Genomic DNA, 13777 nt, shown 5'->3' on the forward strand with positions numbered 1-13777 from the left:
CAGCGCCGATGGTACTGCACTGGTTACGGTGTGGGAGAGTAGGACGCAGCCGGACATACTTTCAAAAGGGCCTTCCCACACGGGAAGGCCCTTTTGGCTTTTGCGGTGCTTTGCGCACCCGCACACGAGAACACCGTTCATCGCAGTCACAGCCCAGGGGGCACCGGGAGTGCCCGGGTCCGGACGAGTCCGTAGACTGCGAGTCGATTACTGCACAGCGAGGAGCATTTCGTGTCCGAGAACCAGTCAGGTCGTGACGGCCAGGGCCGTCGTCCATCCTCGGGCGGCGGACGTCCTGGTGGCGCCGGAGGCTCGCGCGGTGGTCAGGGCGGCGCAGGCGGTGGGTACCGCGGTGGCTCCTCCGGTGGTTCTGACCGCGGCGGCTATCGCGGTGGATCCTCTGGCGGCTCCTCGGGCGGTTCCGGTGGTGCTGACCGCGGTGGGTACCGCGGTGGTTCCTCCGGCGGTTCCGGTGGTGCCGACCGCGGCGGCTATCGCGGTGGTTCCTCGGGCGGTTCCGGTGGTGCCGACCGCGGCGGCTATCGCGGTGGCCCCTCCGGTGGGTCCGACCGGGGTGCGGAGCGTGGTGGCTCCGAGGGCGGCTACCGCGGCCAGGGTGGTGCACGTCCGGGCGGCGGCCGTCCCGGTGGTCGCCCGCCGGGTGGCTCCGAGCGTCGCGGCGGCGTGGGCCGTCGGGACGACCGTGACGCCGGCAGCTTCGACAACAGCGAGCGTCGTGGTGGGCCGCGCCTGGCTCCGAAGAAGCCCAAGCTCCCCGAACCCCGCATCGCCGAAGGCGTCACGGGCAAGGAGCTCGACCGTTCCATCCACGTGCAGCTGCGCACCCTGAGCAAGGAGAACGCCGAGGGGGTCGCCCAGCACCTCGTGATGGCTGCCGCGCTCCTCGAGATCGACGACTTCATCGGGGCCGAGGCCCACGCCGAGACCGCTGTCCGGCGGGCCGGCCGGGTGCCGGCCGCCCGCGAGGCGCTGGGACTGGTCGCCTACCGCAAGGGGGAGTGGGCGCGGGCCCTGAGCGAGTTCCGTACGGCGCGCCGCCTCAGCGGCTCCTCGCACATGTTGGCCCTCATGGTCGACTGCGAGCGGGGCCTGGGCCGCCCGGAGCGCGCGCTGGAGCTCGCGATGTCGCCCGAGGCGCGGTCCCTGGCCGTCGAGGACCGGGTCGAGCTGGCCATCGTCATCTCCGGCATCCGCCGTGACCTGGGTCAGCTCGATGCTGCCCGTCTCGCCCTGGAGATCCCGCAGCTCAAGGGTTCCAGCCGCAAGCCGTGGGCCGCCCGCCTGTCGTACGCCTACGCCGAGACGCTGCTCGCCACGGGTCGCGAGGAGGACGCGCGTGAGTGGTTCGCCCGCGCGGCCGACGCCGACCACGAGCTCGAGACCGACGCCGCCGAGCGGCTGGCCGAGCTCGACGGGGTCATCCTCACCGACCTGCTCGAGGGTGAGGACGACGACACCGACGTCTCCGACCCCCGTGACCGCGGTGCTGACCGGTCCGAGGTCGAGGGTGGCCGTGGACGCGACGAGGACGTCCGCTAGGTGGCGAGCCTGATCGAGCGGTACGCCGCGGTCGTCTGTGACCTCGACGGTGTGGTCTACCGCGGCCCCGATGCCGTCGACCACGCGGTCGGCGCGCTCTCGGGCCTCACCGTGCCGATCGTCTACGCGACGAACAACGCGTCCCGTCCTCCCGAGGAGGTTGCGGCGCACCTGACCGACCTCGGTCTGCACGCGAGTGGCCGAGACGTGGCCACCAGCTCGCAGGCCGGTGCCGAGGAGCTCGCTGCCCACCTGCCCCACGGCGCGCGGGTGCTCGCCGTCGGTGGTGTGGGTGTGCGGGAGGCGTTGCAGGCCAAGGGGTTCCGTGTCCTCCAGCCCGCCCAGGTGCGCGACGACCCCGGCCAGCGGGTGGCCGGCGTGCTGCAGGGCTACGGCCCCGACGTGACCGCTGCCGACCTCGCCGAGGCCGCGTATGCCGTGGCCGCCGGAGCCATGTGGGTGGCCACCAACACCGATGGCACCCTCCCGACGCACCGCGGCACCGCCCCGGGCAACGGCACCCTCGTGGCAGCCGTTCGCCGTGCGGTGAACCGGGACCCCGTCGTGGTCGGCAAGCCCGAGGCGCCGCTGTACCACCTGTGCGCCGGGCGCCTCGGGATCGAGGTCCGTCGGGTGCTGGCCGTCGGGGACCGTCTGGACACCGACATCGCCGGTGCGGTCAGCGCGGGGATGGACTCTGTCCTGGTGCTCACGGGCGTCGACTCGGTGACCACGCTCGCGACGGCACCCAGGCAGCTGCGACCCACCTACCTCGTCGAGGACCTGCGGTCACTGCAGGACGAGTACGACGACGCCGAGACCGACTACTCCTGGTGGGTATGCGGGAACGACCGGCGACGGGTTGTCGACGGTCGGTGGGAGGTGGCGAGCCAAGGGGCCGCGATGGAGGCGGCTCGGGCCGGGATCGCCGCGCTCCACCAGGGGCTCGACGACGGTGACCTCGACACCGAGACGGTGCGACGTCTCGTGCGGGACCTCGACGACTGGCAGTAGCGTGAACGACCAGCAGCGGCGTCCAGCCGCTCCACCCAGGAGGTCTCCCATGGCATTCGAGTCACTGCGCGGCTACATCCAGCTCGCGAGCGGACTGGGGGAGCTGACCATGGCCAAGGCGATGGAGGCAGCCCAGGGCCTGCTGGCCCTACCCGGTGCAGATGAGGTGACCCGCAAGGTCGTCCAGGCCTCCACCGTGGCCGAGGAGCTGCTCGACGTGGCGAAGTCCAACCGCGCCAACCTTGTGGCCCTGATCCAGGGCGAGGTGGAGACGGCGCTCAAGCGTGCCGACGTGGCACGGGTGGCCGACCTCGACGCGGCGCGGACCGCCCTGGCCGGGGTGAGCAAGGAGCTCGCAGACCTGCGAGCCCTCGTGGTGACCACCGGCGCCTCGGCCGTCGCCGGTGCCTCCCGCGGAGGCCTGGGCAGGTCCGGTGCGGTGTCCACCTCCGCCCGACCCGTAGCGCCTGCCACCAGCACGCCGTCACCCGCCACGCCTTCGGCCAAGAAGGCTGCTGCGAAGAAGGCCGCGCCGGCCAAGAAGGCTGCTGCGAAGAAGGCTGCGCCGGCCAAGAAGGCTGCTGCGAAGAAGGCTGCGCCGGCCACAAAGGCAGCTCCCGCGACAAAGGCTGCTGCGACGACGAAGGCGGCTCCCGCGACAAAGGCTGCGCCGGCCAGGAAGGCGGCTCCCGCGACGAAGGCTGCGCCGGCCCGCAAGGCCACGGCGACGAAGAGCACGACCCGCAAGACCGCGACCAAGAAGGCGACCTCGTGAGCGAACCCACTCCTGCCAGCACGCCGACCCCGGTCCCGGTCCCGGGTCCGCCGGTCCCCGGCCCGCCCGCGCCCAGTGCGCCCGCGCCGCCTGCACCTGGACCCGGTGCACCGGGGCAGACCGACGCTCCCGACCTCGGTGAGCACGGCACCGGTGACATCGTCATCGACTCCGCCCTGCAGGACCTGCGGGACGCCCCGGCGGACGACCTGGACGCCCAGATCGAGGCCGGCCGTCGGGTGCACCAGACGCTCCAGGGTCGGCTGTCCCACCTCGGCGGCGAGTGAGCGACACCACCCGGCTCGACGTCGAGCTCGTCCGCCGCGGGCTGGCCCGGTCGCGCGGCCATGCCCGGGCGCTCGTCGAGGCCGGGGACGTCCACGTCAACGGCACCGAGGCAGCCAAGATCTCCACCCCGGTGCGCCCCGGCGACGACATCGACGTCCGTGAGGCCGGGCCGGGCTGGGTGAGCCGCGCGGCATACAAGCTCGTGGGGGCCTTCGACGCGTTCGGGGGGCAGGGTCTGACGGCGGCGGGCAAGCGGTGCCTCGACGTCGGAGCCTCGACGGGTGGGTTCACCCAGGTGCTGCTCCACCAGGGGGCGGCGCACGTGGTGGCGTTGGACGTCGGGCACGGACAGCTCGTCGCCGAGCTCGCGGACGACGCACGGGTCACCGAGCGCAGCCGGACGACGGTCCGAGGACTGGAGCCCACCGACATCGGTGGACCGGTCGACCTCCTGGTGGCCGACCTCAGCTTCATCTCCCTGACCCTGGTCCTCGCGACCTTCCGTGCGCTCGTCCAGGACTCGGGGGACGCCCTCGTGCTGGTCAAGCCGCAGTTCGAGGTGGGGCGGACCCGCCTGGGCAAGGGCGGGATCGTCCGCAGCCAGGGGGACCGCGCCTGGGCGGTGACCGAGGTGACCCGAGCGGCTATCGAGGCAGGGCTGCACCCGAAGGGCCTGGCCGAGAGCCCGATCCGTGGGGGAGAGGGCAACGCCGAGTACCTGTTGTGGCTGACCCCGCGCGCCGAGGAATCCCTGGGATGGGAGGCTCTGGTGAGGACCGCAGACCTGGTGAGCCTGAAGGGAGCCCCGTGAGCACTGCAGACCAGCGCCGGATCCTGCTCGTCGCCCACCCGCGCCGGCAGGAGGCCCACGACATCGCCATCGACGTGGTGAAGCGGCTGCACGCGGCGGGCATCGAGGTCGTCATGCAGCCGGAGGAGGCCCAGCTGCTCGGGTTGGGCGACCACCCAGGCGTTCGGCTCGCGACGGCGGACAACCCCGCGGAGGGCTGCGAGCTGATCTGCGTGCTCGGCGGCGACGGCACGATCCTGCGCGGGGCGGAGATGTCCCGCGGCACAGGCGCACCGCTGCTCGGTGTGAACCTCGGCCACGTGGGGTTCCTCGCCGAGGCCGAGCGCGAGGACCTCGGCTCGACCGTCGAGCACATCGTCGCCCGTACCTACACCGTGGAGGAGCGGATGACCCTGGAGGTCACCGCCCACGTCGACGGGACGCCCGTCTACTCCAGCTGGGCCCTCAACGAGGTGACCGTCGAGAAGGCCAACCGCGAACGCATGCTCGAGGTCGTGGCCGAGGTCGACGGCCGGCCGCTCACGACCTGGGGATGCGACGGGGTGGTCGTCGCGACGCCGACCGGCTCGACGGCCTACGCCTTCTCGGCCGGTGGCCCGGTCGTGTGGCCCGACGTCGAGGCCCTCCTGCTCGTGCCGATCAGTGCGCACGCCCTGTTCGCCCGTCCGCTCGTCCTCGGGCCCCAGTCGCACCTGGCGCTCGAGGTGGTGCCCGACACGCTCGGCACCGGTGCGCTGTGGTGCGACGGCCGCCGCGCCGTGGACCTGCCGCCCGGAGCCCGGATCCAGGTGGTCCGGTCCGACACGCCGGTCCGCCTGGCCCGGCTCAGCACCTCGCCGTTCACCGACCGCCTCGTGGCCAAGTTCGACCTGAACATCCACGGTTGGCGCGGTCAGGCCCGTCGCGAGGAGGCCGCCCGCGCCGGGCGGGGCGTCACCTCCGAGTCCTAGGGTGGGCGCATGTTCCTGGAGAATCTCGTCTTCGACGCCGTCGAGCCCCAGCGCACAGGGCGGTTCTGGGAGGCCGTGGTGGGCGGGGAGCGCCTCACCGACGAGCCCGACGGGTTCGAGACCCGCCTGACCATCGATGGCGGCCCCGTGCTCGACCTGTGCTTCCAGCGCGTCCCCGAGTCGCCGTCGGAGCCGCTGCGGCTGCACCTCGACCTCCTCGGCGGCGACCGTCAGGCGGCCGAGGTCGAGCGACTGCTGGGGCTGGGCGCCCGCCACCTCGACATCGGGCAGCAGGACGTGCCGTGGGTCGTGCTGGCCGACCCGGAGGGCAATCCCTGCTGCGTCATGGAGGAGCGTTCGGTGTATGCCGACACCGGCCCCATCGCGGCGCTGCCGCTCGACTCGGCCGACCCCGGGCGGGACGCGGAGTTCTGGGCCTGGCTGACCGGCTGGGTCCCTGCGCCGGGTGCGGCTCCGCAGACCCTGCGCCACCCGTCGCTGCGCGGGCCGCTCCTCGAGCTGTGCACCGAAGCGGAGCCCAAGGGACCCGGCAAGAACCGGGTGCACCTCGACGTCCGCCTCGAGGCCGGTGAGGACCCCGACGAGATCGAGTCCCGGATCGTCGAGCGGGGAGGGCGGCGGTGGCACCCCGGCTGGGGCGACCTGCCCTGGCGCAGCTACACCGACCCCTCCGGCAACGAGTTCTGCGTCCTCCCTGCCCGGTCGTGACCTCGACGCGACGTGGGACGCGTGGCGCAGTGGCGTCGTGGGCGCGTGAGAGGGTGGCCCCGTGCTGCAGGAACTGAGGATCCAGCGACTCGGCGTCATCGACGACGCCGTGCTCGACCTGCACCCCGGGCTCAACGTCCTCACGGGTGAGACCGGCGCCGGCAAGACCATGGTCGTCACCGGCCTCGGGCTGCTGCTCGGTGCCCGCGCGGACGCCGGCCTGGTCCGCGCCGGGGCGGCGTCTGCCGTGGTCGAGGGCCTGGTCGAGGTCGGGCCGGACCATCCCGCGTCGGTGCGTGCCGCCGAGGCCGGTGCCGAGGTCGGTGACGGACTGGTCCTCATCCGCTCGGTGTCGGCCGAGGGCCGGTCGCGCGCCCACGTGGGTGGGCGCAGTGCCCCCGTCGGCGTCCTCGCCGAGGTGGGGGAGCACCTGGTCGCGGTCCACGGCCAGGCCGACCAGTGGCGGCTGCGGCACGGCGACCAGCACCGGGCCATGCTCGACCAGTTCGGAGGGGCCCCGGTCGCCAAGGCGCTGGGCCGCTACACCGAGCTCCACGACGAGCACGAAGCCGCCCGCGCGGAGCTCGCCCACCTGCGCGAGCAGGCCCGTGACCGGGCCCGCGAGGTCGAGGTGCTCCAGCACGGACTCGAGCAGCTCGAACAGCTCGACCCGCGGCCCGGCGAGGACGCCGACCTGCGCATCGAGGACGAGCGACTCAGCCACGCCGAGGGTCTGCGGACGGCTGCTGCCCTGGCGCACGACCACCTCGGTGGCGCCCAGGAGTATGCCGCGGAGCCCAGTCCCAGCGCGGTCGAGACGATCGCGGCCGCACGCCAGGCCCTCACCGGTGAGGTCGGGCACGACCCGGCCCTGCGCGAGCTCGACCGCAGGCTCGCCGACATCGGCTACCTCGTGGCGGACCTGGCCGCCGACCTGAGCTCGTACCTCACCGACGTCGACGTCGACCCCGCCCGCCTCGCCTGGGTGCAGCAGCGGCGCGCCGACCTCACTGCGGTGACGCGCAAGTACGGGGAGACCGTCGAGGACGCCCTGGAGTGGGGTCGCTCTGCGGCGCAGCGGCTGGACCTGCTGCTCGGCTCCGACAGCCGGATCTCCGAGCTCGAGCCACGGGTGGCCGAGCTCGACCGTGAGCGCACGGTCGCCGCGGCGGCCCTCACCCGGGCGCGGAGCAAGGCCGCTGCGAGGCTGGCCAAGGCCGTGACGACCGAGCTGTCCCACCTGGCCATGGGACAGGCGACCGTCGAGGTCGCCGTCACGCCGCGCACTGCGGGGCTCGGTCGGCACGGCGCTGACGACGTCGAGATCCTGCTCGCCGCCAACCCCGGCAGCCCGGCGCGGACGGTGGCCAAGGCTGCGTCGGGTGGTGAGCTCTCGCGCGTCATGCTCGCCCTCGAGGTCGTCACCGGCGCTGCCGGTGGTGCCGACGTCCCGACGTTCGTGTTCGACGAGGTCGACGCAGGAGTCGGCGGGTCCGCCGCCCTCGACGTGGGTGCGCGCCTCGCTGCCCTGGCCGAGCACGCCCAGGTCGTCGTCGTCACCCACCTGCCGCAGGTCGCGGCATACGCGGACCGGCACCTCGTGGTGCGCAAGGCGAGCGACGGGCACATCACGTCGAGCGGGATCCACGCCCTCGAAGGGGACGAGCGGTTGCGCGAGCTGGCCCGGATGATGTCCGGTGGCGAGAGCGAAGCGGCCCTGGACCACGCCCGTGAGCTCGTCGCCAGCACGTCCGCACGGCGCACCGCGGCCGCAGCCTCCTGACCTGCCCGACCCGTCCCGGTCGACCGGCGCCACCCCCGCGTGGGGCGCGCTGAACAGCGCTGCCGCCGTGGGAGGATGGCCGCGATGCCCCTGAAGATTCCCCGCCAGCGAGCCCGCGAACCCGAGAGCCCCGGGGTCCGTGGGCTGGCCCGCGTCGACGCCCGGACCAAGAACCTCACCAAGCGGTTGCGTCCCGGCGACATCGCCGTGATCAACCACCAGGACATCGACAAAGTGAGCGCCGAGGCGCTGCTGGCCTGCAAGCCGGCCGCCGTCGTCAACGCCGCCCCGTCGATCTCCGGGAGGTACCCGAACCTCGGGCCCGAGATCCTCATCGATGCCGGGATCCCGTTGCTGGACAACGTCGGTGCAGATGTCATGCACGACCTCCAGGACGGCCAGCAGGTCCGGCTGGACGGCGACGACCTGTGGCTCGGCGACCAGGTCGTGGCCAGCGGCCAGGCGTTCGACCACGAGATCGTCGCAGCCGCCATGACCGAGGCGCGGGCCGGGCTCGCGGTTCAGCTCGAGGCGTTCGCCGCCAACACGATGGAGTACCTCCGTCGTGAGCGGGACCTGTTGCTCGACGGTGTCGGGGTCCCCGACATCACGACCGAGATCGACGGCCGGCACGCGCTGATCGTCGTCCGCGGGTACCACTACAAGGAGGACCTGCAGACGCTGCGGAGCTACATCCGCGAGTACCGCCCGGTCCTCATCGGTGTCGACGGCGGCGCCGACGCGCTCCTCGAGGTCGGCCTCAAGCCCGACCTCATCGTCGGCGACATGGACTCCGTGTCGGACGCGACGCTGCGGTGCGGTGCAGAGGTGGTCGTCCACGCCTACCGCGACGGCAACGCCCCCGGCCTCGAGCGCGTCCGGCGCCTCGGGATCGAACCCGTCGTCTTCCCGGCCACCGGCACCAGCGAGGACGTCGCCATGCTCCTCGCCGACGACAAGGGCGCCGAGCTCATCGTCGCCGTCGGAACCCATGCCACCCTCGTCGAGTTCCTCGACAAGGGTCGCAGCGGCATGGCCAGCACCTTCCTCACCCGGCTGCGGGTGGGTGGCAAGCTCGTCGACGCCAAGGGCGTCAGCCGGCTCTACCGCTCCCGCATCTCCAACCTCACCCTCACGTTCATGCTGCTCGTCGGCCTGAGTGCCCTGTTCGCGGCGCTCTGGTCGACGACGGGTGGGCGCGCCCTCCTGCAGGTCCTCGGCGCTCGCTGGGACGACCTGTGGTCCTTCGTCGTAGGAATTGTCACGTGATCGACTTCCGGTACCACCTCGTCTCCATCGTCTCGATCTTCCTGGCACTCGCCGTGGGCATCGTGCTCGGTGCCGGTCCCCTCAAGGAGGACCTGGGCAACACCCTGACGTCCGAGGTGAAGAACCTGCGCGCCGACAAGGCCACCCTGCGGGCGCAGCTCGACGCGGCCGACCGCGGCACCAAGGCGCGGGACGAGTTCACGACCGCGAGCAACCGCAGCCTGCTCGCGAGCCGCCTCACCGACACGACGGTCGCCGTGATCGTCCTGCCGGGTGCGGACGCCGGCCTCGTGAAGTCGACGACCGAGACGCTGACGGCTGCCGGGGCCAAGATCGGCTCCTCGATCCAGGTCCAGGACGCGTGGGTCGACCCCGACAAGGCGTCGTTCCGCGCCAGCCTCGGCCAGCAGCTCGCGAGCCAGGTCGGTGTGCCGCTGGACGCCCAGGGCAACGTGATCGACACCGTGCTCGCGCGTTCGGTCCTCACCAAGGCGGGTTCGGCCTCGACCGGTGCCGCGGCAGCGCTCGAGGTGATGCGCACGGGTGACCTCATCAAGTACAGCTCCGACGCCGTCACCCCCGCCAGCGTCGCCGTCGTCGTCTCCGGACCGGTCACCGGGTCGGACTCGGCAGCGCGCACGGCCCGGACCACCGCCCTCGCCCAGCTCTCGGTCGCGATGGACGCGGCCGGCGCCGGTGCCGTCCTGACCAGCACGACCAGCACCCCGGGCGCCACGGGCGTCTCCTCGGTGGTGACCGCGGTGCGCGACGACAACGACCTGTCCGACGTGCTGTCCACCGTCGACGACGGCGAACTGCCGATGGGCCAGGCGAGCGTGGTGTTCGGCATCCTCGAGCAGGAGGCGGGCAAGGCCGGGGCATACGGGCTGGCCGGCGACGCCACCGCGGCCTTCCCGCAGCTGGCGACGAAGTAGGCCCTGCCGTGCGTGCGCTGCACCCCCTGGTGACCGGTGCGGTCGCCGGCGTCGTGTCCGCCGGCGCGCTGGCCCTGCTGCGGGTGGTGCCGCCCGGTGGCGCGGACCGGTGGGACCGCACCAACCACGCGGGTGGAACGGTGACCCTCCTCGAGGGCCCCGCGTATGCCGCCGGTGCGGCCTGCGCGGCAGCCCTCGCCGGCGGGGGGCCCGGGCCGGTGGTCGCGGCCACGGCGGCGGCCGGCCTCGGTGCGCTCGACGACCTCGTGGGCGACTCGTCGAGCAAGGGCTTCAAGGGCCACCTGGGTGCCCTGGCCCGCGGCGAGGTGACCACCGGCGCGGTGAAGATCCTCGGGCTGGGGCTGACCGGGCTGGCCTCGGCCGCCCTCGTCGACCGCCGCGCGCGCAGGCTCGGCCCCGGCTCCGTGGCACCGACGGTCGTCGACACCCTCGTGGGTGGGGCCGTCGTCGCGGGTTCGGCGAACCTCCTCAACCTGCTGGACCTGCGCCCCGGGCGCGCGCTCAAGGTGACCCTGCTCTGGGGTGCCCTCGCGGCGACGCGTCCACGCGGGGCCTCTGCGGCCGCCGCGGCCGCGGGTGCAGCCTCGGGGCTGCTGAAGCCCGACCTGGCCGGCGAGGCCATGCTCGGTGACACCGGGGCCAACAGCGCGGGCGCCCTGCTCGGCACGGCGCTGGTCCAGTCGACCGGGCGCCGGGGCCGGCTCGCGGCCCTCGCGGCCCTGACCGCGCTGACCCTCGCCTCGGAGAAGGTGTCCTTCACCTCCGTGATCGAGTCGACCCCCGTCCTGCGCGACCTCGACGCCCTGGGCCGCCGGTGACCTCCGCCGCGCCCGGTTCCGCCGACCGCTCGGACGCCCGCTCCGACGATCGCCCGGAAGAACGCTCGAACGCCCGGTCGGTCGGGCTGTCCGTCGCGAAGGCCGCGGGGGTGATCGCCCTCGTCACCTTGGCAGCCCGCGTGGTGGGTTTCGGCCGCACCCTGGTCTTCTCCAAGGGTGTCGGCACCACCGAGGTCGGCGACATCTACCAGACCATCAACATCCTCCCCAACGTCGTCTACGAGGTGGCAGCCGGCGGGGTCCTCGCGGCGGTGGCCGTGCCACTCATCGCCGGCCAGCTGGGGCTGGGTCGCACCGAGGAGGCCGACCGCACCGCGTCGGCACTGCTCGGCTGGGCCGTCGTGGTCCTTGCGCCATTGAGCCTGCTGCTCGGTGTGCTCGCCCCCTGGCTGAGCCGAGCACTGCTCGGGGCCGGCGCGACCTCCGGCGACGTCGCGCTCGGCTCGCACATGCTCGTCCTCTTCGCCCCCCAGGTCCTGCTCTACGGCGTGGGGATCGTCCTGTCCGGCGTCCTCCAGGCGCGACGCAGGTTCTTCGCCGCAGCCCTGGCGCCGCTCCTGTCGAGCCTCGTCGTGATCGGGGCCTACATCGCCTATGCGGTCATGGTCGACCACGCCACCTCGCCGTCCGACGTCCCGGACCCGGCGGTCTGGGCCCTCGCCGGCGGCACCACCCTCGGGGTGGTCGTCCTGAGCCTCCCGCTGCTCGTCCCCGTGCTGAGGTCGGGGGTGCACCTGCGCCCCACCCTGACCTTCCCCGACGGGCTGGCCCGCCGGGCCCGCTCGCTCGCGGGCGCCGGGGTGGTGGCGCTCATCGCCCAGCAGGCCTCCGTCCTGACGGTCCTGTGGATCACCCACCACCGGACCGACGTGGTGGGCACGGTCAACGTCTACACCTACGCCCAGGCCGTCTACCTGCTCCCGTATGCCGTGCTGGCCGTCCCGATCGCGACGTCGGCCTTCCCGGCGCTGGCCCACACCGCGGCCGAGGAGTCGGCCGGCTTCGCGGGAACGGCGTCCCGCGACACCCTCGCGAGGGCGCTGCAGGGCATCATCCTGCTGACCGCCGGTGCAGCAGCCGTCCTCATGACCGTGGCCCCGGCGGTCGGGGTGTTCTTCGACCACCTCGACCGCGGTGCCCGCGCCGGCGGTGGCGTGGCTCTCGCGGCCCTGCCGGGGACGCTGTCGGCGTATGCCCCTGGCCTCCTGGGCTTCGGCGTCGCAGCCCTCCTGACACGGGCGCTGTACGTCCGGGGGCGTCCGTCGCTCGCCGCCGCGGCCGTGGCCGCCGGGTGGGCGATCTCCGCGCTCCTGCCGCTGGGCCTGCTGCCGGAGGGTTCGGGTGCCGGAACCACGCTGGGCATCCTGGGGGTCTCGTCGTCGGTCGGCATGACCGTCTCGGCCGTCCTGCTCGGCGTGCTCGTGCGCCGGGCCTGGGGCGCCGAGGCCACCCACGGCAGCGGCCGGACGCTGGGCACTGCCGTCGTCGCCGTCGCCGTCGCGCTGGCCATCGGCGACGTGGTCAGCCGGGCGATCCCCGCCACCTCCCTCTGGAGCGCGCTGGGCAGCGGGTTCGTCGTGGCCCTGACCACCCTCGGGACCTACCTGCTCGTCATGGCGGTGGCCGACCGGAGCACCGTCAAGACCCTGCGCGACCGGGGCCGCAGCCGTCGGCGGGGGAGCGCCGCGTGAGGGTGGCCATGGTGGTCGGTCGCTCCACCGGGGGCATCGGCCTGCACGCCGTCGACCTCGCGACGCACCTGCGGGCCATGGGCGACGAGGTGGTCTTCGTCACCGACGACCTCACGGCCGACCGGTTCGAGCTGCCCGGGGCGCTGCGCTGGTGGCCGTCGCGCGCGGGTGGCCTCCCCTCGGCGGTCCGGTCGCTGTGGCGGCTGCACGGGCTGGCGCGGACGTCCGACGTCGTGCACGCGCACGGCCACCAGGCAGGACTGCTCGCCGTCCTGGCGGCGACCGGCACGGGCACCCCCGTGGTCGTCAGCCAGCACAACGCCGTGCTCGGCGCCCGGGGCCCCCGGAGGGTGATCTCGACCGTCCTGCAGTCGCTCGTCGCCCGGCGCTCGGCCCTCGTCACCGGCGCCTCGAGCGACCTGGTCGAGGAAGCCGCCGCGTACGGGGCGCAGGGCGCGCGGCTGGCGCCGGTGCCGTCCCCACGGGTCCCGGCCCTCGTGGCGGCGCCGCTCGCCGACGTGGCCGCACGCCGGGCCGCGGCCGACGCGCTGTTGGAGGCCCACGGCATACCCGGACCGGGCGCGCTCGTGCTCACGATCTCGCGCATCGCACCCCAGAAGAACCTCGACGTGCTCGTCGAGGCGGCCGGCCTGGTGGCCGCGCCCGTGGCGTGGGTCGTCGTCGGTGACGGCGACGACGCGCTGCTGTCCGAGCTGCGGCGGCGCGCGGCCGACGACGGCGCCCCGGTGCACTTCGTCGGCGCGGTCGCGGACCCGACACCGTGGCTGCGGGCCGCCGAGGTGTTCGTCCTGCCGAGCCGGTGGGAGGCGCGGGCGCTCGTGGTCCAGGAGGCGATGGCCGCCGGTGTGCCCGTGGTGGCCAGCGACACCGGCGGACTGCACGACGTGGTGGAGGGTGCCGGTGTGCTCGTCCCGGTCGGCGACGCGCCCGGGTTCGCGGCCGCCGTCGACGAGATCCTCGGGGACGGCGAGCGGCGCGGGAGGCTCTCCCAGCAGGGGCGGGAGCGCGCCACATCCTGGGACGACGGGCTCGCGACCGCGCGTCGCTGGCGCGAGTGGTACTCAGGCCTGCCCGGGATGACGTAGGCTTGA

The 13777-nt window shown here is 73.7% G+C and carries 13 protein-coding genes; all 13 read left to right on the forward strand.

Annotation, left to right across the window (positions count from 1 at the left end; translation table 11 throughout):
• Positions 1–231: 231 nt before the first annotated feature.
• The 13 genes from ASC58_RS21580 to ASC58_RS07430 all read left to right on the forward strand — a co-directional run bounded on the left by ASC58_RS21580 (position 232) and on the right by ASC58_RS07430 (position 13771).
• A complete protein-coding gene (locus ASC58_RS21580; protein WP_235529137.1) occupies positions 232–1560 on the forward strand; it encodes a lipopolysaccharide assembly protein LapB in 1329 nt (442 codons plus the stop codon).
• Positions 1561–2574, forward strand: a complete 1014-nt coding sequence (locus ASC58_RS07375; protein ID WP_056914208.1) for an HAD-IIA family hydrolase — start codon at positions 1561–1563, stop codon at positions 2572–2574.
• Between the two features lie 49 nt (positions 2575–2623).
• Positions 2624–3349, forward strand: coding sequence for a hypothetical protein (locus ASC58_RS21360; protein WP_200947762.1), 726 nt, complete (start codon positions 2624–2626; stop codon positions 3347–3349).
• The gene (locus ASC58_RS07385; RefSeq protein ID WP_056918882.1) at positions 3346–3636 is read left to right on the forward strand and encodes a hypothetical protein; all 291 of its coding nucleotides are present in this window, start codon (positions 3346–3348) and stop codon (positions 3634–3636) included. The genes ASC58_RS21360 and ASC58_RS07385 overlap by 4 nt, the downstream gene beginning before the upstream one ends.
• The gene (locus tag ASC58_RS07390; protein ID WP_056914210.1) at positions 3633–4448 is read left to right on the forward strand and encodes a TlyA family RNA methyltransferase; all 816 of its coding nucleotides are present in this window, start codon (positions 3633–3635) and stop codon (positions 4446–4448) included. The genes ASC58_RS07385 and ASC58_RS07390 overlap by 4 nt, the downstream gene beginning before the upstream one ends.
• The gene (locus ASC58_RS07395) at positions 4445–5398 is read left to right on the forward strand and encodes an NAD kinase (protein ID WP_056918883.1); all 954 of its coding nucleotides are present in this window, start codon (positions 4445–4447) and stop codon (positions 5396–5398) included. Before ASC58_RS07390 ends, ASC58_RS07395 begins: the two co-directional genes overlap by 4 nt.
• Positions 5399–5407: 9 nt before the next feature.
• Positions 5408–6127: a VOC family protein gene (locus tag ASC58_RS07400; protein ID WP_056918884.1), complete on the forward strand. Its 720-nt coding sequence runs from the start codon at positions 5408–5410 to the stop codon at positions 6125–6127.
• Positions 6128–6188: 61 nt separating this feature from the next.
• Positions 6189–7910: a DNA repair protein RecN gene (recN, locus tag ASC58_RS07405; RefSeq protein ID WP_056918885.1), complete on the forward strand. Its 1722-nt coding sequence runs from the start codon at positions 6189–6191 to the stop codon at positions 7908–7910.
• 84 nt (positions 7911–7994) lie between these two features.
• Positions 7995–9179 carry a putative cytokinetic ring protein SteA gene (gene steA / locus ASC58_RS07410; protein WP_056918886.1) on the forward strand — a complete coding sequence of 395 codons (1185 nt, stop codon included), beginning with the start codon at positions 7995–7997 and terminating at the stop codon, positions 9177–9179.
• Entirely contained in the window at positions 9176–10114 is a 939-nt protein-coding gene (locus ASC58_RS07415) for a copper transporter (RefSeq protein ID WP_056914215.1), read from the forward strand. The genes steA and ASC58_RS07415 overlap by 4 nt, the downstream gene beginning before the upstream one ends.
• An 8-nt stretch (positions 10115–10122) precedes the next feature.
• Entirely contained in the window at positions 10123–10953 is an 831-nt protein-coding gene (locus tag ASC58_RS07420) for a hypothetical protein (protein ID WP_056918887.1), read from the forward strand.
• Complete coding sequence (gene murJ / locus ASC58_RS07425; protein ID WP_056914217.1) at positions 10950–12665, forward strand: murein biosynthesis integral membrane protein MurJ; 1716 nt, start codon at positions 10950–10952, stop codon at positions 12663–12665. The genes ASC58_RS07420 and murJ overlap by 4 nt, the downstream gene beginning before the upstream one ends.
• Entirely contained in the window at positions 12662–13771 is a 1110-nt protein-coding gene (locus tag ASC58_RS07430; protein ID WP_235529138.1) for a glycosyltransferase family 4 protein, read from the forward strand. Before murJ ends, ASC58_RS07430 begins: the two co-directional genes overlap by 4 nt.
• The last annotated feature ends 6 nt before the right edge of the window (positions 13772–13777 follow it).

This window comes from Phycicoccus sp. Root101, from assembly GCF_001426245.1.
In the GTDB taxonomy this organism is placed as follows: Bacteria; Actinomycetota; Actinomycetes; order Actinomycetales; family Dermatophilaceae; genus Pedococcus.

Bases quoted from the DNA above. Each gene is read 5' to 3' on its own strand.
- ASC58_RS21360 (WP_200947762.1), top strand. From the start codon at position 2,624: ATGGCATTCGAGTCACTGCGCGGCTACATCCAGCTCGCGAGCGGACTG.
- ASC58_RS07400 (WP_056918884.1), top strand. From the start codon at position 5,408: ATGTTCCTGGAGAATCTCGTCTTCGACGCCGTCGAGCCCCAGCGCACA.
- steA (WP_056918886.1), top strand. From the start codon at position 7,995: ATGCCCCTGAAGATTCCCCGCCAGCGAGCCCGCGAACCCGAGAGCCCC.